Source organism: Absicoccus intestinalis (assembly GCF_033971885.1).
In the GTDB taxonomy this organism is placed as follows: Bacteria; Bacillota_I; Bacilli_A; order Erysipelotrichales; family Erysipelotrichaceae; genus Absicoccus; species Absicoccus intestinalis.
In genome coordinates this window covers 1-21814 of the sequence record NZ_JALBUS010000020.1, presented here as the reverse complement: position 1 = coordinate 21814, position 21814 = coordinate 1, and the positions used below count along the sequence as shown (strand labels likewise).

18 protein-coding genes and 1 tRNA gene are annotated in these 21814 nt (G+C 37.3%); 15 read left to right on the top strand and 4 right to left on the bottom strand.

Annotation, left to right across the window (positions count from 1 at the left end):
* Positions 1-50 precede the first annotated feature (50 nt).
* From rny to MOZ64_RS10185, 6 genes are all read left to right on the top strand, one after another.
* Positions 51-1607: a ribonuclease Y gene (rny, locus tag MOZ64_RS10210; protein WP_320326451.1), complete on the top strand. Its 1557-nt coding sequence runs from the start codon at positions 51-53 to the stop codon at positions 1605-1607.
* A 101-nt stretch (positions 1608-1708) separates the two neighbouring features.
* Positions 1709-1882, top strand: a complete 174-nt coding sequence (locus MOZ64_RS10205) for a 4Fe-4S binding protein (protein WP_128519966.1) — start codon at positions 1709-1711, stop codon at positions 1880-1882.
* A 73-nt stretch (positions 1883-1955) separates the two neighbouring features.
* Positions 1956-3407 carry a tRNA (N6-isopentenyl adenosine(37)-C2)-methylthiotransferase MiaB gene (miaB, locus tag MOZ64_RS10200; RefSeq protein ID WP_320326450.1) on the top strand — a complete coding sequence of 484 codons (1452 nt, stop codon included), beginning with the start codon at positions 1956-1958 and terminating at the stop codon, positions 3405-3407.
* A gap of 17 nt (positions 3408-3424) precedes the next feature.
* Positions 3425-5116, top strand: coding sequence for a ribonuclease J (locus MOZ64_RS10195; protein WP_320326449.1), 1692 nt, complete (start codon positions 3425-3427; stop codon positions 5114-5116).
* A gap of 13 nt (positions 5117-5129) precedes the next feature.
* On the top strand, positions 5130-7382 hold the full coding sequence (locus MOZ64_RS10190) for an FtsK/SpoIIIE family DNA translocase (protein WP_320326448.1): 2253 nt from the start codon (positions 5130-5132) through the stop codon (positions 7380-7382).
* A gap of 19 nt (positions 7383-7401) precedes the next feature.
* Positions 7402-7806, top strand: coding sequence for a RidA family protein (locus tag MOZ64_RS10185; RefSeq protein ID WP_320326447.1), 405 nt, complete (start codon positions 7402-7404; stop codon positions 7804-7806).
* Here the strand turns inward: MOZ64_RS10185 and MOZ64_RS10180 are convergent.
* Together MOZ64_RS10180 and MOZ64_RS10175 are read right to left on the bottom strand one after the other, a co-directional pair.
* The gene (locus MOZ64_RS10180) at positions 7803-8204 is read right to left on the bottom strand and encodes a competence protein ComK (RefSeq protein WP_320326446.1); all 402 of its coding nucleotides are present in this window, start codon (positions 8202-8204) and stop codon (positions 7803-7805) included. The two genes, MOZ64_RS10185 and MOZ64_RS10180, sit on opposite strands and share 4 nt — an antisense overlap.
* 67 nt (positions 8205-8271) lie before the next feature.
* On the bottom strand, positions 8272-8835 hold the full coding sequence (locus tag MOZ64_RS10175) for a TIGR01440 family protein (protein ID WP_320326445.1): 564 nt from the start codon (positions 8833-8835) through the stop codon (positions 8272-8274).
* Positions 8836-8949: 114 nt separating this feature from the next.
* On the opposite strand from MOZ64_RS10175, the gene MOZ64_RS10170 reads away from it, so the two are divergent.
* The 3 genes from MOZ64_RS10170 to MOZ64_RS10160 all read left to right on the top strand — a co-directional run bounded on the left by MOZ64_RS10170 (position 8950) and on the right by MOZ64_RS10160 (position 12451).
* Positions 8950-9648 carry a TIGR00266 family protein gene (locus tag MOZ64_RS10170; protein WP_320326444.1) on the top strand — a complete coding sequence of 233 codons (699 nt, stop codon included), beginning with the start codon at positions 8950-8952 and terminating at the stop codon, positions 9646-9648.
* Between the two features lie 160 nt (positions 9649-9808).
* Complete coding sequence (locus MOZ64_RS10165; protein ID WP_320326443.1) at positions 9809-10522, top strand: nucleoside/nucleotide kinase family protein; 714 nt, start codon at positions 9809-9811, stop codon at positions 10520-10522.
* 141 nt (positions 10523-10663) lie between these two features.
* The gene (locus tag MOZ64_RS10160; protein WP_320326442.1) at positions 10664-12451 is read left to right on the top strand and encodes an ATP synthase subunit B family protein; all 1788 of its coding nucleotides are present in this window, start codon (positions 10664-10666) and stop codon (positions 12449-12451) included.
* Positions 12452-12625: 174 nt separating this feature from the next.
* Here MOZ64_RS10160 and MOZ64_RS10155 read toward each other — a convergent pair.
* A tRNA-Trp gene (locus MOZ64_RS10155) sits at positions 12626-12699 on the bottom strand.
* Between the two features lie 164 nt (positions 12700-12863).
* On the opposite strand from MOZ64_RS10155, the gene MOZ64_RS10150 reads away from it, so the two are divergent.
* From MOZ64_RS10150 to MOZ64_RS10140, 3 genes are all read left to right on the top strand, one after another.
* Positions 12864-14639, top strand: a complete 1776-nt coding sequence (locus tag MOZ64_RS10150) for a Na/Pi cotransporter family protein (RefSeq protein ID WP_320326441.1) — start codon at positions 12864-12866, stop codon at positions 14637-14639.
* Between the two features lie 62 nt (positions 14640-14701).
* Positions 14702-15982: an adenylosuccinate synthase gene (locus tag MOZ64_RS10145; RefSeq protein ID WP_320326440.1), complete on the top strand. Its 1281-nt coding sequence runs from the start codon at positions 14702-14704 to the stop codon at positions 15980-15982.
* A 154-nt stretch (positions 15983-16136) separates the two neighbouring features.
* Positions 16137-16352: a helix-turn-helix domain-containing protein gene (locus tag MOZ64_RS10140; RefSeq protein WP_320326439.1), complete on the top strand. Its 216-nt coding sequence runs from the start codon at positions 16137-16139 to the stop codon at positions 16350-16352.
* A 21-nt stretch (positions 16353-16373) separates the two neighbouring features.
* On the opposite strand, the gene MOZ64_RS10135 is transcribed toward MOZ64_RS10140, so the two are convergent.
* The gene (locus MOZ64_RS10135) at positions 16374-17111 is read right to left on the bottom strand and encodes a TrmH family RNA methyltransferase (RefSeq protein ID WP_320326438.1); all 738 of its coding nucleotides are present in this window, start codon (positions 17109-17111) and stop codon (positions 16374-16376) included.
* Positions 17112-17404: 293 nt separating this feature from the next.
* Between MOZ64_RS10135 and pheS the strand changes: the two genes are divergently transcribed.
* From pheS to MOZ64_RS10120, 3 genes are read left to right on the top strand one after another with little or no spacing between them, the layout of a single operon-like run.
* Positions 17405-18436: a phenylalanine--tRNA ligase subunit alpha gene (gene pheS, locus MOZ64_RS10130; protein WP_320326437.1), complete on the top strand. Its 1032-nt coding sequence runs from the start codon at positions 17405-17407 to the stop codon at positions 18434-18436.
* 19 nt (positions 18437-18455) lie between these two features.
* Positions 18456-20858 carry a phenylalanine--tRNA ligase subunit beta gene (gene pheT, locus MOZ64_RS10125; RefSeq protein WP_320326436.1) on the top strand — a complete coding sequence of 801 codons (2403 nt, stop codon included), beginning with the start codon at positions 18456-18458 and terminating at the stop codon, positions 20856-20858.
* Between the two features lie 53 nt (positions 20859-20911).
* A complete protein-coding gene (locus tag MOZ64_RS10120) occupies positions 20912-21622 on the top strand; it encodes an AAC(3) family N-acetyltransferase (protein WP_320326435.1) in 711 nt (236 codons plus the stop codon).
* Positions 21623-21814: the final 192 nt, after the last annotated feature.

Here is a 21814-nt window from a genome sequence, read left to right as displayed (position 1 = left end):
TTTAAAAAATGTGTATAATTATATTTGGCTTAGATTCAAGGAGGAATAGTATGAGTAATATAGCTATTATCTCTTTATCTGGGATAGCAGGACTTGTGATTGGAATTATCGCGATGGTGATTTATTCCAAAGCAGGTTTGAATAAGAATCAGCAAAATGCCGAAAGAATCTTAAAAGATGCCGAAAATGAGGCACAATCTCGTATTAAACAGGCGGTTTTAGATGGAAAAACGCAAGCACATGATTTGCGTGTGGAAGCTGAAAAGGAAATCAAAGAGCGAAAACAAGAAAACACGGATTTTGAGAACAAATTGATTCGTCGAGAAGACAGTTTGAATTTCCGTGATGAAGCGTTGTCGCAAAAAGAACGCCAGGTTAATGACAAGATGCAGAAAGTAACTGATAAACTGTCATCACTAGATCAAAAAGAGAAAACATTACAAGAACAAATTGATAAACAAATTGATGTCCTAGAGGGCGTGGCTAAAATGTCTAGTCAAGATGCCAAGAAGGAATTGTTCGCAAAAGTTGAAAAGAAGATGCAGCACGAAACCATTGCGTACATCAAGGATAAGGAAGATGAAGCAAAAGAAACGGCGAATCGAAAAGCCCAGGAAATTATTGCTTTAGCTATCGAACGTATGTCACAAAACGAAACGCAGGAGCGTACGGTCAGTGTTGTTTCCATTCCTAGCGAAGAAATGAAAGGCCGTATCATTGGTCGTGAAGGTCGAAATATTCGTGCATTTGAAAAAATGACCGGTGTCGAATTGAATATTGATGATACCCCAGATGTGATCACCATTACATGTTTTAATCCAGTTCGCCGTGAAATTGCACGTCTAGCCTTAGAACATTTGATTCGAGATGGTCGGATCCAGCCTGGACGAATTGAAGATGTTGTAAAAAAATATCAAAAAGAAGTGGATCAGGAAATTTTAAAAGCTGGAGAAGAAGCGGTTTATAAGCTTGGAATTGGTCGTATTGATCGCGAAATTGTAAAGCAGTTGGGTGTGTTGAAATATCGATATTCTTATGGTCAAAATGCTTTACAGCATTCTATGGAAGTTGCTTATTTAGCTGGCAGCATGGCAGCTGAATTAGGCTTAAATCAACACATTGCGAAACGGGCTGGTTTGCTTCATGATATTGGTAAAGCATTGAATGTGGAAGAGCATGATGGATCACATGTGGAATTGGGATATAAGTTCTGTAAGAAGCATGGTGAAAAAGATATTGTATTGAATGCGATTCAATCACATCATGGGGATGTGGAACCTAAATATTTAACCAGTCATTTGGTCATTGCTGCGGATACCATCAGTGCCGCTCGTCCAGGAGCACGAAAAGAAAGTGCGCAAGCCTATATTGAACGTTTAGAGAATCTAGAAAAAATCGCAAAAGAACATGAAGGTGTGAAGGCGGCGTATGCGATCCAAGCGGGTCGAGAAATTCGTGTTATGGTCAATCCAGAAGATGTCGATGATTTGACATGTATTAAATTAGCACGTGATATCAAGGATCAGATTGAAGATGAATTGACATATCCAGGACAGATCAAAGTAAATATTATTCGTGAAGTTCGCGCACAAGAAATCGCTAAATAAAATTAACTAATTTAATTAGTTGCATATTACCGTTTTAACTTGAATCCTTTTCTATTTGTTCTATACTGTTTCTAGAGGAAATTTTAAAGGAGGACATAATTATGGCTGTAACTATTGATAAGGATACTTGCATCGGTTGTGGTGCTTGCGTGGGAGGATGCCCAGTTGGAGCACTTTCAATGGATGATGAAGGAAAATCTCAATGTGATGCAGGTACTTGCATCGATTGTGGTTCTTGTGTAGGAACTTGCCCAGTTAGCGCAATTACTCAATAAGAATTCTCGTATCCATTAGGGGTCAGGCCACAAAGCTTGACTCCTTCTTTTTTTTGCAAGAAAGGAAAGACATATGAAAATTAAATCAGATTGGATCTTACCCGATTTAAAAGCAGCACAAAAACGAACAAAAAACGCTGTACCTTATATTAATCATTTTGAATTAGAAGACTATGTACGATATATCGGCAAAGGGAAAAAGTATTATATTTCTACCTTTGGTTGCCAAGCGAATCAACGTGATAGTGAAACATTAGCTGGTATTCTGGATGCGATGAATTTTGAGCCAAGTGAAAAGCCAGAACAAGCCGATGTTGTATTGATCAATACGTGTGCCGTACGTCAAAATGCCGAAGAAAAAGTTCTTGGTGAAATTGGTAATTTAAAACGTGTATATCGAGAAAATAAAGATCTTGTGATTGGCGTTTGTGGATGCATGGCACAAGAAGAAAAACTAGTCCATACCATCATTGATAAATATCCACAAGTTCGGTTGATGTTTGGAACCCACAACATCCAGGATTTGCCAAATATGCTTTATAAAGTGATTTATCAGCATGAGCGCCTGATCCAGGTCTATTCCAAAGAAGGAGAGGTCTATGAAAATTTACCTGTTCATCGTTTTGGGAATGACAAGGCATGGGTCAATATCATGTATGGATGTGATAAGTTCTGTACGTATTGTATTGTCCCTTACACACGGGGAAAAGAACGCTCACGGACAATGGAAGAAATTCTAAAAGAAGTCAATGAACTGAAAAAAGATGGATATAAGGAAATTACATTGTTGGGACAAAATGTCAATGCCTATGGAAAAGACTTGGCTACCAATTATGATTTTGCGACTTTGCTTGCAAAAGTAGCCGAAACCGAAATTCCCCGTATTCGTTTTATGACCAGTCATCCTTGGGATTTTTCCGATGCTATGATTGATGTGATTGCAAAATATGACAACATTATGCCTTTTGTCCATTTACCGATGCAATCCGGTGATTCGGATGTATTGAAGAAGATGGGACGACGCTATACAGCTGAATCCTATAAGACGTTATTTGATAAAATTCAAGATCGTATCCCTGGTGTAGCCATTAGCACAGACATTATTGTTGGGTTCCCCAATGAAACAGATGAGCAATTTCAACATACATTAGACATGGTCAATTATTGTAAATTTGATAATTGTTTTACCTTTATTTACTCACCAAGAGAAGGAACACCAGCTGCGAAAATGGAGGATACCGTCCCATCTGAAGTGAAATCCAAACGATTGGCTATCTTGAATCAGACATGGAATAAATATGCATTAGAAAAAAATAAACAATATGAAGGAAAAGTTGTACAAGTATTAGTGGATGGTCCAAGTAAAAAAGATCCTTCTACTTTTACAGGTTATTCACCGGAAAATAAGATCATCAATTTTACGGGTGAAAACATCAAAGCTGGTGATTTTGTGGATGTTTATATTGAAAGAGCAAAAACCTTCTCTATGGATGGAAAAGCATTGTGCTATAATAAAAACAAATAAGTAAGTAAGGAGGGTTTATGCCTACTCATAAGCCAAATGCAAAGAAAGAAACGATTCGGATCTTCATGCTTGGTGGACAAGATGAAGATGGAAAAAATATGATGTGTGTTGAAATTGATGGCGATATCTATGTCATTGAAGCTGGCATCAAATTTCCGGATCCAAAAGAATCATTAGGAATCGAATTTGTGATTCAAGATATTTCCTATTTAGTGGAACACAAAGATCGAGTGGTTGGTGTATTTATCACTCATGGGCACGATGATGTGGTCAGTGCTTTACCATATTTGTTGGCTGAAGTTCCTTCACATGTCTATACTTGTCCTTTAGCTGCTCGACAAATTCAAAAAAAGAATCGTCAGATGAAAGTGAAGGGCTCGCATATTCATACGGTCAAACGCCATGATACGCGTAAAATTGGCGGAAGAAAAGTCGTCTTTTTCCCTATCACACATGCCTATCCAGGTACTTTTGGTGTTGCCATTCTAACTGAACAGGGATATATCGTTTATTCAGGTGAATTTATTGAAGATTACGATGATCTCAGCAATAATTATCGTGGAAGTTTGTCTGCTTTGTCTAAATTAGGAACAGAAGGTGTATTTGTGCTCCTTCAAGAAAGTAAAGGTGCAGATCGTCCGGGTCATACATCACCAAATCATCGATTAACGCCTTATTTTTCACAAATATTGGAGCAAAATGACCATCGTCGTGTATTTGTGAGTGTTTACCTACAAAGTATTTATCGGATGCAAGAAGTGATCCAGACTTGTATCAAATATCGACGCAAGATGATGTTCTTTACAGAAGAGCAACAAGAAATGATGCAAAATTTAAAGGCTATTGGTTATGAAGTGCCAGAAGAATTGATCATTGATAAAAAACATTTCACGAATGATCTAAAAGATATTGTCGTTATTATTGCTCAACAAGGTCCCATCCTATTTCGAACCATCAATAATATTGTCAACAATGAAGTGAAACCTTTTGAATTTCATGAAGATGATATCCTCTGTATCGCCAGTCCCATCGTGCCTGGTGCAGAACGAGTCTTTAGCTCCATGGAGAATGATCTTTATAAAGAAGGCGGTGAAATGGAAGTATTGACCAGTCACATGGTCTCTATGCATCCTTCAATCGAAGATCTTAAGATGATGTTGTTTTTATTGCGACCAAAATACTATATTCCAGTCAAAGGGCAATATCGTTTATTGTATGCTAATGCACAACTTGCGATGGATATGGGATATAATCCAAACAATATCTTAATTTTAGATAATGGTCAGGTTGCTCAATTTGAAAATGGTCGATTGGTTTCTTGTCGGATGGAAATGGAACTGCAAGAAACACCAATTGATGGGAATAAAGATTGGGATATGGCCGGTGTCGTATTAAAAGATCGAGAAATTTTATCCACCGATGGTGTGATCATCTTAGCTGTTGGTATTGATGCGAAAACCAAAAAGATCATCAACGGTCCAGATGTACAGACCCGTGGTTTGATCTATTTACGAGATGCCGAATATATCACAAAAGATGTCGCAAAAATCATGGAAGATACCATTGCATCGGATGTTGAAAAGAAAAAATATGATAATATGGAAACCCGAAATCATATTCGTGATAAAGTGACAAAATATCTCTTAAAGCAAACAAAGAAACGTCCTATGATCCTTCCTGTCATCATGGAGATCAATAGTAAAAAATAAAGGTGGTGATTCGATGGCCAATGCCAAACGAAAAAAAAGAACAAGAAAAAAGACCACGAAAAAGAATCAATCAACAAAGAAGACACAATCGAATGCACTTCGAATGTGTCTTCTACTTTTCATTGCGACCATGGCCATTTTGGCGACGATCCAAGTGGGTATCGTTGGTGCATTCCTATACCATTTGGTTGCTCTTTTTGTGGGTATTTTTACCATACCCGTTTTGATTCTTCTTATCGCTGTTTGTTTATTGCAACTCATTCGTTTTTCTTTTGAACGAATCAAGCCAAGATACTGGATCGCAACTGGTTTATTCTTGATGGCTGGCCTCTTATTTGTGTCCATTCAAGAGTTTGCCGAATTGGGTCGCAACGATTGGTTTGGCCTTCAATTTATATTTGGCCATTTCATTTCTATTCTAGCTGGAGAAGTTATGACGCAAGGTGGATTGATTGGTACGCTGTTGTTTGGTCTATTAGGTTCGATGTTTGATGTTGTTGGTTCTTATATATTTGCAATCTTGTTTTTATTGATGAGCATTTTATTGTTTAGCTATGATTCTCTCGCTAACCTTGTGAATGAACCAAAAAAAGAGAAGAAACCAAAAAAGAAAAGAAAGCCAATTATTGACCAGACATGGAATGATGAAGAGATGGATGAAGATGAACCCGAATCCCTGTTTATTGATGCGGATTCAAAAAAAGAAGTATCAAAATCAGTATCCATTCCTGAACCTATCGATTCAGCCGATGTCAAACCTATGATCGAAACACAACCCGTTGAACAACCAAGGACAACCTTTCAATTTGGCGAAGATCTATATAAAGACTATAAACTTCCTTCTCTAAATGTTCTGAATCCCATCGAAAAGAAATCCAAAAATAATATCAATGCATCGACTGCAAAAGAACAAGGAAAAAAATTGATTGAAATCTTGAATGAATTTGGTGTTGGTGCTGAATTGGTACAGATCCATATTGGTCCAAGTGTGACCAAGTTTGAAATCAAACCCGAACTAGGGGTACGTGTGAATAAGATCTCAAATCTACAATATGATATTAAAATGGGATTAGCAGCTACAGATATTCGCGTAGAAGCTCCTATTCCAGGAAAAAATGCAGTGGGTATTGAAATCCCGAATGTAGAGAAGACCAGTGTACAAATGAAGGATTTGATGCGTGGGATCCCAACAAAATATGCAGATAAAAAATTATTGTTTTGTTTGGGAAAAGATTTGATGGGAACCAATGTCTATGGACAATTAAACCGTATGCCTCATTTATTGATTGCTGGCGCTACCGGATCCGGTAAATCGGTTTGTGTAAATTCTATTATTTGTTCATTGTTGATGCGAACTCGTCCCGATGAAGTAAAATTGGTTTTGATTGATCCAAAAAAAGTTGAATTCACCCCTTATCAAGATGTTCCTCACTTATTAGCGCCGGTGATCACAGACGGGGACATGGCCAATAAAGCATTAAAAGTAATCGTGAATATGATGGATCATCGTTACGATGTATTTGGACAAACAGGAGTTCGAAATATTGCTGCTTATAATAAAATGGTAGCCGCTCATCCGGAAGAACACTTGCAACCGATGCCAAGTATCGTGGTGATCATTGATGAGTTGGCGGATTTAATGTTAGTAGCGGCGAAAGAAGTGGAAGCAAGTATTCAACGAATTACGCAATTGGCTCGTGCTGCGGGTATTCATTTGGTGGTAGCCACGCAAAGACCTAGTGTAGATGTTATTACGGGAGTCATCAAAGCAAATATTCCAAGTCGTATTGCGTTTGCAGTGTCACAAGCTGTCGATTCTCGAACCATTATTGATCAAGTCGGAGCGGAACGATTGTTAGGCTATGGCGACATGTTATATAAACCTAATGGAGAAACAACCTGTCATCGAATACAAGGTGTCTTTATTACGGATGAAGAAGTGAATCGTATTGCTGAATACGTAAAATCACAAGGACGTCCTCAATATGATGATGCCTTTATTCAGCTCAAAGATCTTGCTTCACAAGGAGGACAAGTAAAAGCTGTTTCATCGGATCCTATGTACGAAGATGTAAAAAAATTTGTGATCCAATCCAATCGAGCAAGTACATCGTTGATTCAACGACGCTTTTCAGTGGGATACTCCCGTGCTGCCCGATTGATGGATTCTTTAGAAAAAGAAGGAATCATTGGTCCAGCGAATGGAAGCAAGCCACGAAAGATTTTAGTGCATAATACTTTGGAAGATGAATCAGAATCCGTATAATGATCGTGGAGGATTTCTTATGAATGTATTTCTACATGGAAAAAATATACAAGATGAATGTATTTCAAATATCGTGAGCTTGGGCGACTTTGTTTTTGTGAGTGGACAAACTGGCCAAGGACAGACAATTGAGCAGCAAGCACGAACCGCTTGTGAAAAACTGGATGGACAACTATCTTTGATGCATTTGGAAATGCGCCACATTGTAAAGACAACCATTTACTTGAAACATTTAGAAGATCGTGAGGTTTTCTTGCAAGTTTATAAACAATTTTTTGAGGCACCTTATCCAGCTTGTACGATCATTGGCGTGGACCATCTTCAAGAAGATGCATTAGTACAAATTGAGGCATTTGCCTTGAATACATTGCGCTATGAGAAATCCATGAAAGATTCGCATTGTTCAGATTGTGGCGGATGCTAAAAATGTAAAGCATATTGTTGTGAATAAAAGTAGGTTTTCTCGATTTGTTTGGGATTCTTACATTGTAATTGTGTATGATCTAAAAAGTGGATCGTACACTTTTTTTCTTGATATTCAATATGGGAAATGGCATACATATTGACATATGTATCTTCCATATGTTCGACCGTAGAAACGGGGAAATACAGTAAATGCGGACTGACAAGGATCGGAACACGACGAAAACGAGACATATTGTATTTATAAGCCTCGATTCGCCCTTTCAGGGTGGAGCCATTTTCCAAACAAATACGATCCAGATATTTTTTGATATTTTTGTCTGTTTCATAGGTCGTTTGATCTTCTTTAACAAGACAAACACGGCTGGTCATATAATCATAGTAAATAAAATTTGGCATAAAAAAATCACCTCGATTGATAGCTTATCAATACAAAGTGAATTTTTTGTTTAGATGCGAAAATTTTCTACATTAATTTTTCATCATAGATGGCCCGCGCACCACCAACATATTTAGGCCGACGTCGTGCACAAGTCAGACGAGCTTGTCCAATGGTATCTATGGAAATTCGTAAAGGAACGACAACCGGATGAATGTGCATACCAATGAGGGTACTACCAATATCGATTCCTGCATCGGCTTGGGCATGAATGTCTTCGACAACAACAGCCTCTTTCATTTCTTTATATGCAACAGTCCCTAAAGCACCACCAGCATGATTGGGTTGAGGAATTGCATTGACTTGTTCTAAATTATTTTTTTTCATGACGGCTTGATCAACAACAAGCGCACGATTTAAATGTTCACAACATTGAACGGCCAGATCGATTTTTCTTGGCTCTAATACCTGAATGATTCCTTCATAAACCACTTTTGCTACATCCACACTTGTGTGTGTGCCAATCATTTCACCTAATACTTCAGAAGAAGAACAACCAACGACAAAAAGTTGCCCTTCGTGTAAATGAGCGGCATCACAAACTTCTTTAACAGCTTGTTCGACTTGTTTTTGTATTATATTTAGATTCATTAAATATCCTCCTGTTTTTATATTATAATCGCTTCTATAAAAAAGAAAAAGAAGAATGCGGATGAAAGCATTTACATGATATAATAATTTAGAAGACAGGCAGTGGAGGAAAATATGAAATATCAAATTCAAGGTGATTCGGATTGTCCGTTGGTTCATATCCATTTGGATCGAGATGAGGTAATAAAAATTGAACGAGGGGCCATGGCCTATCTTTCAAATGTTGAATTAAGTGGTAAGATGAATTCCAAAAAGAAGGGTGTTGGCGGTTTGATCAGCGCCATGGGACGTAGCTTGACCAGTGGCGAAAGTTTATTTATGACACACGCGAAAGGACTAAGCGATGATGCTTGTATTGGCGTTGCACCTTCGACGCCTGGAAAAATACAATGTTTAACAGTTGATCAGAACCATCAATATTGTTTAAATACAGGTGCTTTTCTTTGTTGTGATGATAGCGTTTCCTATGTGATGAAAAAACAATCGGTTGGTAAGGCTTTATTAGGTGGCACTGGAGGATTTTTCATCATGGAAACCGAAGGATACGGCGATGTCATGGTCAATGCATTTGGTGATCTTTTGGTTTTAGATGTCACTTTCGATCGTCCGCTAACGATTGATAATGAACATGTCGTAGCTTGGGATACTTCTTTAGAATATGCAATTCGTATTGCAAGTGGTGCGTTTGGATTCACTACCGGTGAAGGCTTGGTCAATGAATTTCATGGCAAGGGCAAAGTCTTGATCCAAACGCGAAATATTCATAACTTAGCACAAGCTATTCAACCATTTATTCAAACTTCTTCTAATTAATGTACAGGGTATATCTATTGTTGATATGCCCTTTTATTATGTTTTTCTAAACAAGGTCATTGTGACACGAATAATTTGAAAAAATCATGGATGGTTATTTATGGAAAGGAAATTCGATTTGTGATATTTTTTAGTAAAACACAATGATGGAGGAACAAAATTGACGATCATACAGTTTGATTGGATGGTCAATGGATTACCGGTTCATGCTCAATATGATCAAAACGATATTGAAACAATTTGGAAACCTTGGATTCAAAGTTTAGAATCAAGATCAGGGAAAACGATAGTTTTTTTAGCAGCTCCTCCAGGAGCTGGTAAATCCACTTTAATGTTCTTATTTGAACACTTATCAAGTCATATCCAAGGTTTAGGAATGGATGGTTTTCATTATCCCAATCATTATTTAGAAACACACACGACCAAACGAAATGGAAAATCTCTTTTATTACGATCCATTAAAGGTGGACCAGAAACTTTTGATGTCGATGCTTTGTTTGAAAAAATTAAACAAATGAAAACACAAGACGTACTATGGCCAATTTATGATCGTCAGATTCATGATGTGATCAATGACCAGATTCATGTGACCAAAGATATCATCATTATTGAGGGAAATTATTTGTTGCTGGATCAAAAGCCTTGGAATAAATTATATTCCTTATGTGATACAAGCATGTTACTGCAAGAAGATGCCAATATTTTGAAGCAAAGATTGATTCAAAGAAAAATCCAAGGAGGATTGGGAAAAGCAGAAGCTATAAAATTTTATGAAAAGAGTGATAAATACAATATAGAAGTGGTTTCTCATCATTCTTTTCGGGCTGACATAAATTTGTATATAGAAAATGGACGATTCTACCGTATGGGTTAAATACTTATACGGTTTTTTTTGTCTTTTTAAAAAAGCTCACGTAAATGAATATAGAGGAGGAAGAAAATGAAACGAAATAAGGTGCGGACCTCTACTTACTTTCAAAGAAGCGAAAAGTAAGATAGAAAGAGAGAAAAAGAAATGTATACACAACAAAATTGGGAAATTCGAAAATCAAATGTAGAAGCTTGTACAAGAATGCTGGCCATTGCTGGTGCTTTTGCTGCAATTGGGCTAGGAACCAATGTCATGGTACATGCAGATGAAGTCAATCAGGCACCGGTTCCATTAGAAGAAAATTTAGATCTAGAAAGCAATACTACGATAGAGACAACTGAAAAACAAGATACCAAGATTCCAGCCTCTGTCGATCATGTTACTCAAGATCAGGCTGTATCCACGATAGACGATGCGCAGGATACATTTGCCAAAGATGTAGAAGTTGCCAAAAAGAGTGATGTCATCATTCATCAAAAAGATACAGAGAAGGTAACCATCAATGATCAAAATGCGACAAAAAAGACAAACGAAATGTTGAAGGAATTGAATGATGCAGCTCTTAGCGTAAAGGAAGCAAAAGAAGCTATAGATATTATCCATGCTGATCAAAAAGCTTTACAAGAGTCAACCGAACAAATGGATACGATACGTCATGATGCGTTAAAGTTGATTGAAGAAAACAAAGGTAAAGCAAACAATCTACAGGCGAAGATCGTACTTTTGAATCTACCTGACAAAGACTATACACCGGAATATGTAAGTTTAGAAGGATTGACCGGCCAGGCTTTGCGAGATGCCATTCATCAAAATCAATTGGCCTATTCAGCAGCTGTTTCACAAGCAATCGCAAATCAAGATAAATTGGCAGCAAGCTTACGACAACAGTTGGAGACGTATCGTCAAGCATTAGCCGACTATGAATCGGGTGAATCCGCAAAGAAAAGTGGAGTTCAATGGACAGATAACACAACAGTCGTGGCCAAGACCGCTCAAAAGATGACAGGAAATGAAAATGTTGTTGATTTTGCGAGTGGATCATTAAAAGATGCAGCGCGATATGCGATTCAATCCAATGCTTTGAATCAAAATACAGATGCTGAATTCAATAACATTTTCAAGATCAATGGCAGTGGTTCCGTAATGGTTCGCAATACATCTAATGGCGATGTTCAATTAACGTTTAGCAATATTCAAGCACCAAACAATACTGGAACGTATGTTGCGATATGGGGCAAAAATAATGGTGCCATTGCTTGGGGCGTGTTTGCAACCTATTCGGGAACAGGAAGCAGTGGTAATACTGGAGAAGGTGGAAATACAAGTGGAGGATGGTCTGGATCGGGCCGTATCTTAGACTTTGTGCGTTCTTATGATTTTAAAGTAGAAACAACTGGTGAAGTTGCAACCTTTACTTTTAATGACATAGATAATGATCAGTTAGTTTCCAATCTAGGTGGTATGGAAAGTGCAAAAAATATAGAAGCAGGAAAAAATGTCAAACATACGAATGCTGGTTATTCTGCGGGTAGTGGAGATGTATCACAATCTTCAGGGAATATCTTAGATTCAAATAGTGTTCGTTGGAGTTGGAATCAATCTGCAAAGCGATCCTTTGTGGGAAGTCATTCCACATCGGGAAATAATTCATCCATAGTAGCTGGTATTTTTGGTGAAGATTCCATGATTGCGATGCAACCGGAAGAAATCAAATTGGCTTTTGAAAAGGGTGTTGTAACACCGCCAGAAATAGAAGTATCCGTTCCAAAATATGAGGTGGAAACAACGATTACATCTGAGCAACCGCCCGTTTCGAAAATATCTCAGAAACAGAGAAGTGTAGATACTGGTGTTGAGATGAATCTATTTATGAGCGAAATGATGACAGCTTTGGCTGCTTTGGGAGGCGTTATCATAAAGAAACGTATTTAACAAATTTTTAAAAGACGATTTTTATTCAAAGATCGATTGAGGGCGGCATTCATCCGCTCTTTTTTGAATTCATTTCCATAATAAAATATGTCCAATTCAACACGATGAAGTACATTGTATAAAAAAACCAGAAATACTTTACATAAAGCATTTCTGGACAAGATGACCATAAAATGGCAGGGGTAGCAGGAGTTGAACCCACATCAACGGTTTTGGAGACCGCTGTTCTACCATTGAACTATACCCCTAAGTGCTTGTTTATTTTATCATAGATTAGAAATGAGTGCAAATAGAAACTGCTTATTTTATTGTATCTTGATTTTTTTATTCGGGATCTGCGAAAGTATGCTATTCTTAATATAAAGTAAATATAAAATCAATGTAAAATCGAATTAAATTACAGGAGATATGTATGGAAAATGTAACTATGATTTTAAGCCTTTTGTGTGGCGTGGCCTTATTTCTCTATGGCATGAGTGAGATGGGAGATGGCCTAAAAAAAGTTGCTGGTAATCAATTGGAGTTGATTTTATATCATTTGACCAATTCTCCATGGAAAGGCTTTTTATTAGGAACGGCCGTTACTTGTGTGATTCAATCTTCATCGGCGACTACAGTTATGGTTGTCGGATTTGTGAATTCAGGAATGATGAAAGTGTCACAAGCCATTGGTGTCATCTTGGGGGCAAATATCGGTACTGCCATTACCGGTTGGGTTGTTTGCTTATCTTATATTGATGCAGGAAATGGCATTGCAGCATTGATATCAAGTGCAACAATTGCTGCTGTGGCTGCGATTGTTGGCATTCTTTTGCATATGTTCGCAAAACGCGAAACCCTCGTCCATTTAGGAACCATCCTGTTAGGATTTGCTGTTCTAATGACAGGTATGTCGATGATGTCAAGCGCTGTTACACCACTAAAAACCAATCCGGTTTTTATCTCTATGATGACTTCATTAACCAATCCGATACTTGGTATTTTATTTGGCATAGCCTTTGCTGCACTCCTACAAAGTGTATCCGCATCGGTTGGTGTTTTACAAGCTCTAAGTGTAACTGGTGCCATTTCCTTTCAAGCAGCATTCCCCATGATTTTAGGAATGGGAATAGGGGCTTCCACTCCTATCTTATTAGCTGCGATTGGTGCCAATCGAAACGGCCATCGGACATCATTGGTATATTTGCTCGTTTGTACAATTGGTATGCTCTTGGGATGCCTCTATTATCCTGTGGATGCATTTATGCATTTTGAAATGTATACGGCCATCATGAATCCATTTTCAATTGCTGCACTCAATACGATATATCGAATGGTTGTCATGACGATGATGTTACCATTTGTGAAAGGAATTGAATATTTGATTTATAAAATAATTCCAATTACAGATGAGGAAAAAGAAAGTCGTGCCAATTTTGATTTATTGGAAGAACGGTTTTTATCCAATCCAGACGTTGCTTATGAACAAAGCATGATCGTGATGGCGGACATGGCCAATGATACGCGAAAAAATGTGAATCGTTCGTTTTCATTAATGCATCATTATGATGAACATAATTATACACGTACGGTAGAACTGGAATCCTCTTTGAATAAATATGAAGATAAACTAGGAAATTATCTCGTCAAGCTCATGTCTGCTGGTGTGAATTTAGAACAAAGCAAAATGATCAACAAATCATTACAAGCAATCAGTGATTTTGAGAAAATTTCGGATTATGCTTTAGATTTTGCACAAGTTGTTCGTCATTTGCACAATACGAAAAGAACTTTTTCTTTACAAGCAATGGATGAAGTTACGGTGATCATGGAAGCTACAAAAGAAATTGTTACAATTACTGTGGATGGTTTTTTGGAAAATGATGATGAATCTATGAAGAAAGTATTTCCTCTACGAGAATTGATCACATTGGATTGTAACGAAGCCAAAAAGCAGCATGTATTGCGAATCAAGAGTGGTGAATGCGACCAATCCAAAGGGTATGAATTATATGATTTATTAAATTGTATGTTGCGAATGAGTGAGCATTGTGCCTCTTTGGCTTTGGATGTGATCAAAGAAGCAGAGCAAGATTTTAATGTTCATCGATTTTTACATAAATATATAGAACAAAACAAAGATGGATATCGTGACATGATCCATCATTATGAAGAAAAGTATTCTTTTGAATTGGAAAGTAAATCTTGATTTGGTTGACAGAACTTATTTATACCGTATACTTTAATTTGTCAGAAAAAGGAGGCTATTCTATGAAGAGCCAAGTCGTAGTAGGTACCCAATGGGGAGATGAAGGAAAGGGAAAAATCGTCGATGTATTAGCTGAAAAAGCAGATATGATCGTTCGTTTCCAAGGCGGTGATAATGCCGGTCATACAGTTGTAGTCAATGGCAAAAAGCATGTTTTGCATTTATTACCTAGTGGTGTTTTGCATGAAGATGCAATCTGTATTATTGGGCCAGGCGTCGTTTGTAACCCTTTTGTATTATTAGAAGAAATGAAAACATTAGAAGCATCTGGTTTGTCAACGGATCATATAATCATTAGTGATCGTGCCCAGATGTTAATGCCTTATCATAAATATCAAGACAAATTAGAAGAAGAAGCCAGTGGTAATCGAATTGGTACGACACAACGTGGAATTGGTCCTTGTTATGCAGATAAATACGCACGTACAGGAATTCGCTTTCATGAATTTATCAATTTTGAAACTTTTAAAGCCCGCCTAAAAGAATGTTTGACCTTTAAAAATAAGCTCTTTACAAAAATTTACGGAGCAGAGCCTTTGGATTATGATGAGATGGTTGCCTCTTTTGAAAAAATCCATGATTTGATCGTACCAAGAATTAAAGAAACAACACATATGGTCAATGAAGCTATCGATGCAAATAAGCGTGTGCTATTTGAAGGTGCTCAAGCAGCCATGTTGGATATTAATTATGGAACCTACCCATTTGTTACTTCTTCAAGCCCAACAGCTGGTGGGGTAACAACAGGTGCTGGTGTGGCTCCAAGTAAAATTAAAACCGTTGTTGGTGTTGTTAAAGCGTACTCGACACGTGTAGGAGAAGGGCCATTTGTGACCGAATTGTTAGACGAACAAGGCGAATGGATTCGTCAGCACGGTTTTGAATTTGGTGCTACAACAGGAAGACCTAGACGTTGTGGCTGGTTGGACTTATTAGTTGTCAAACATGCGCATATGATGAATGGTTTAACCGATATTGTGATCACAAAAATTGATGTATTGACCGGACTGGATATCATAAAAGCTTGTGTTGGTTATGAAATCGATGGCAAAGTTTATGAGTATATCCCAAGTGATCAAGCGGATGTTGCGAAAGCAAAACCAGTATATAAAGAATTTAAAGGTTGGACCGAAGATATATCTAAAATGAGTAGCTACGATGAATTGCCACAAGCAGCCAAAGATTATCTTTCTTTCATTGAGTCATTTGTCGGTGTGCGGATTTCGATGGTATCGGTTGGTCCCGATCGTGTCAATAATATTTATATTCATGAAATCGACTAGGGAAGCCTAATCGATTTTTTTTGCAACACTTTTCCATTTATTACATTAAATTATACAATTATGCCACTATCCTGAATTTTATGAAAAGGAATGCTAAAATAGTTATAGGAAGAGAATGATGTTGTGCATCAGATAATAAATGAGGGTGGTCAGTATGAAACTCAAACGATTAAGGGATCTGAGAGAAGACCACGATTTAACGCAAGCAGATATCGCTAAACTGATCCATGTCAGTGCGCGAACTTATGCACGTTATGAAAGTGGGGAGCGCTCTATCCCATTAGAACAACTCATTCGTTTGGCAGATTATTATGATCTAAGCGTGGATTATATTTTAGGTCGAACCAATAAAAAACCAATTAATAAATAAGGCACTTTTTCGTAAAGTGCCTTATTTATTGTATCGCATTTCATAACAAAGAATAGCAGCTGCAACAGCTACATTCAAACTTTCAAATTGGTCCATCTCGATATGGACCCATTGATCACAAAGATCTAAAATTGCTTCATGTATGCCATGGCCTTCATGTCCTAAGACGATTCCAAATGTTTTTGGAACGGTAATGTCTTGTAAGCTTTGCGAATTTTTGTGGAGCGCCGAACCAAATATTTGCATGTTTTGTTTCTGTAATTTTTGAATGGTATCCACAAGATCTACATAAGCAAAATCCAGATGAAACAAAGAACCTTGTGTGGATTGAATGGTTTTAGGGTTATAGACATCTGCACAATGTTTGGAAAGAAATATCTTATCATATCCAAAACTATAGGCAGTCCGAAATATGGTCCCCACATTACCTGGATCTTGTACATCATCTAATAAAAGAACACGTTTCACATCTTTTTCAGTATTGATTTTTTTGTGGCAAACCCCAATATATTTCGCATCGGATTTTTGTTGACTTAACCGATTGATAACGGGCTGCGTACAAATGATTTGCGGAAAGTCGATGCTTAGAGAAGAACCTTCGACAACATACAATTCATCCAGGACTTGGGCGCGTAAAGCTTCCTGGATCATGTGACTTCCTTCAATCAAGAAACAGCCCGTTTGATCTCTTTTTTTCTTTTTCAGTAATTTTGCTCGTTCTTTGATTCGTTTGTTTTGTGTTGAAGTAATGATCTGCATAAAATAATTCTAGCATTTTATTGAAACGTTGTTTAAAATTTTGTATAATTTTATACGTTAAAACGATGAAAAGGAGTAGTAATTGTCTCTACCATGGAAGAGAGTCAAGACCTTGGCTGGAAGTTTTGATCATGAGTCGGCAATGAATTCACCTTGGAGTAGAAGTTAAAACCTTCTCCGTTTCATACGGTTATCATGGCAATTAAGTGCGCAAAAGACGAAACAGGATGGTACCGCGAATCAAATTCGTTCCTGTAACGTCTTTTTTTTATTTTAGAAAGGAACATAAGATAATGAATTTTGATGACTTGCATCAAGAAGCGAAGAAGAAAATACTTGATGCGAAAGATTTAAAAGATCTCAATGATCTACGTGTGTATTATTTAGGAAAAAAAGGTCCTGTTCAAGCCTTGATGAAAAACATGAAAGATCTTCCAAAAGCAGAAAAACCGGCTTTTGGAAAAAAAGTCAATGAACTGAAGCAAGATTTGAATCAACGAATTGAAGCCAAACGTGATGAATTGACCATCTTGGAAATGAATCACAAAATTGAAAAAGAAAAAATTGATATCACTTTACCAGGTCGTCGTACACGATCTGCCAATCTTCATCCATTAACGTTAGTAACTGAACAATTAGAAGATTTATTCATTGGTTTAGGGTATCAAGTCATCGAAGGAGCAGATATCACAGATGATGAATATTGTTTTGAACGAGCGAATATCCCAAAGGATCATCCAGCCCGAGCTATGCAAGATTCTCTGTATATTGATGAAAATAACTTATTGCGTACGCACACAACGGCTATACAAATGGCGGTTTTAGAACAAAATGCACCGAATCTACCCATTAAAGTCGTATGTCCAGGAAAAGTATATCGTCGCGATGATGATGATGCGACGCATTCACATCAATTCATGCAAATGGAAGGGTTGGTCGTTGGTAAGCACGTTACCTTGTCCGACTTAAAAGGAACATTGGAATTTTTGGCAAAAAAGATGTTTGGCCAAGATCGTCAGATACGGTTTCGTCCAAGTTATTTCCCATTTACAGAGCCAAGTGTAGAAGTTGATGTTAGCTGCCATATTTGTAATGGAAAAGGATGTCCAACATGCAAAGGAACTGGATGGATCGAAATCTTAGGTGCTGGCGAAGTACATCCAAACGTGTTGAAAATGGCCGGTTATGATCCTAATGAATGTTCAGGCTTTGCTTTTGGTGTAGGAATTGAACGAATTGCCATGTTAAAATATGGCATTGATGATATTCGTCATTTCTATACGAATGATCAACGTTTTAGTGACTTGTTTGATCGTTTTGAATAAGATGGGGAGGATATAAGATATGTTAATAAGTAGAAAATGGTTAGAACAGTATATGGATATATCCGACCTTTCTATGGAAGAAATTGCGGATAAAGTAACAAGTGCAGGTTTTGAAGTGGAAGCTATGTATCCCATGAGCCAAGGAACAAACCTTGTCATTGGAGAGGTTTTAACTTGTCAGCCACATCCGGACAGTGACCATTTACATTGCACTACAGTAAATGTAGGCGAAGAAGTTCTGGATATTGTTTGTGGAGCACCCAATGTAGCAGCTGGACAAAAAGTTATTGTTGCTCGTGTTGGCGCACAATTACCAGATGGAGAAATTAAAGCCGGAATCATTCGTGGACAAAAAAGCAACGGTATGATTTGTTCCTTAACTGAATTAGGCGTAGATAAACATAGTTTGAGTGAAGAACAAATCCATGGAATCGAAGTTTTACCATCGGATGCACCGGTTGGAAATACCAATCCACTCAAATATTTAGGTTTGGATGATGTGATCTTAGATATTGGGTTGACACCAAATCGAAACGATTGCCAAGCAGCTTTTAATATGGCTTTGGAAGTAGGTGCCATATTGGATCGCCCTGTTCAACTCCCTGAATTTGATCACGTTGCCGATCAGGGAATGGCTACACAATTAAAAATTGATAGTTTAACACCAAAATGTCCTTCTTTTTTAGGGAAAGTCATTGGTTCCATCACCATTAAAGAAAGTCCACAATGGATGAAAGACTTATTGCGTGCGAGTGGTGTACACAGCATCAATAATGTAGTTGATATTTCTAATATTGTCATGTTGGAAACGGGGCAGCCTATGCACTTTTACAATAAGGAAGCCATTCATAATCAAGAAATTACCGTTGCTGATGGCTTTGATGAAGAGTATACCGCATTGGATGGCATTACCTATCATTTACAACCAGAAGACATCGTAATCACCAATCAAGGGAAGCCCATTGGTATTGCCGGTATCATGGGTGGAGATGATTCCAAAATTGAAGAGGATACCAAAGGATTGATCATCGAATGTGCACAGTTTGATCATGTTTCGATACGAAACACTGCACGTCGATTAAATTTAAATACGGAAGCTTCGATTCGTTATCAAAAAGGTATTGAACCATTGGCTAGTCAGAAAGCACTGGATCGAGCGGTACAATTATTGATTGAATACGCGGATGCAACCGAAATTGAAGAAACTGTTGTATTTGGGAACAATGGTTATGAGCCCAAAACATTGACTTGTACATTGAATCAAATCAATAATCGATTAGGCACAGATTTTACGGACGATGAGGTTTTTGATGTTTTCCGTCGATTACATTTTGATCCCAAAAAAGAAAACGATGTATTTGTTTGTGCTATTCCAAGTTCACGTACCGATATGGAAGGTATGGCAGATTTAAGCGAAGAGATTATTCGTATTTTAGGATATGATCGTTTACCTAGTACCTTGCCAATGATGGAAATGACCGAGGGAAAATTGAATCCAAAACAACAATTGGTTCGTTATGTACGTACCATGATGACACAACGAGGTCTGCAAGAAGCAATCACCTATACTTTGATTTCAACTGAAAAGAAAGATAATGCCATTTTGCCAGTTGGTGTAGCAACCGAATTAGCATTACCAATTAGTGAAGAACGACATTGGATCCGTACAAGCATTCTACCTAGTTTATTAGATGTTGTGGCTTATAATAAGGCACATTCAATCCCAAATATCAATGTCTTTGAGTTAAGTGATGTAGAAAATATCGATACGTACAAGAAACACTTAGCATTTATTTTATCGGGAAACTTACAAGAAACGCGATGGGATTCTTTTTCCATTCCAGCTGATTTTTATACTGCGAAGGGACTGGTAGAAGAATTACTCGATCATGTGGGAGTGTCCAATCAACGAATTCAATATAAAGAAAATCATACGGATATGACGCATTTTCATCCATATCGTTCTTGCGAAGTTTGGATCGATAAAGAAATGATTGGATATATTGGTCAAATTCATCCACAATATGGCAAAGATACAAAATGCGATGATGTTGTTATGGCTGAATTGGATCTAGACGCTATCATAAACGTAAAAAAATCGAAAATTAAATTTACACCAATAAGTAAATATCAAAGCGTTACACGCGATGTAGCTTGTGTGATCGAACGAAAGATTCCAGTTGGTGACATTGTGACAGCAATTCAAAGAAATGGCCGATTACATAAAGAAAATATCATTCAAAATGTAGAAGTTTTTGATGTATATCAAGGTGCACCAATGCCAAAGAATTTGAAATCGGTGGCTTTCTCGATCTTATTCCAGTCGAACAAAGAAACATTGAAAGATGAAGATATCAATACATTATTTGATAAGATCCTCGATATGTTAGAAAAAGATTTTGGCGCACAATTAAGAAAATAACCAATGGGCACGTATGATTTCAATACGTGCCTTTTCTATGTTAAGATATTTGCATGCAAACAAAGAAAGACATGATCAAAATTTATCAAAAAATGGGTATTCAAGAGGGGTCCATCGTTTGTTTACAAGCAAATACAGATGCAATGGACTCTATTTTAGGAAAAGGCCAAACATGTATCGAAGCTCTGATGCATGTCGTGACCGATTCCGGATGTATTTTTGTTCCAACTTTTGATGATTCATGCTTAGATCCTAGCTGTTTGGATGGGTTGAATTATGATCAATGGAAAGAAATGCGTAAAGACCAGCCGGGCTATCGAAGTCGTTTAACGGGTTGTGATGGGTTTGGCATCCAATTTTTACGCAATCCCAAAGTCCGACGTTCTAAGCATCCTGTTTATAGCTTTGCATTTTGGGGAACGTATGAACCAGTAGTATTAGAAACAAAACCGGACTTTCCGATTTGTTTAGATCCAGCATTTTGGTCTATACAAAATAAGCATGTGATGAATATTCTCATAGGTTATGATGAAATGAAAAGTGTATTGCCCTATACGATTGCGAAAAAGAAGCATATGGGAACTTGGATCGTACAAAGAGCCAAAGTAGGTATGAGCAATCCTCCAACATTTGAAACATTTATGAACCTTTCGCTTGAAAAGGAAGAACAAACAAAATGTTTGAAAGCTTGTGTCATTCAACATTATACTTTTGATGAAATATCTTATCTTTGTTTACAAGTTGATGATACGTTATTGAAATAGTTTACGATATTCAATATCTATTTTTGTAAAAGGAACAGTTTGTAAAAGGTGTTTATAAGAAAAAAACAATTTTTTTAAAAAAATACTTGTCAAAAGGTAAGAAATATGATTAAATTAAAAAGCGCTTGAGAGAGCGACGATCTTTGAAAACTGAACAGGAAACCAAGAAACACGTCAATTTCGAGAAAGAAA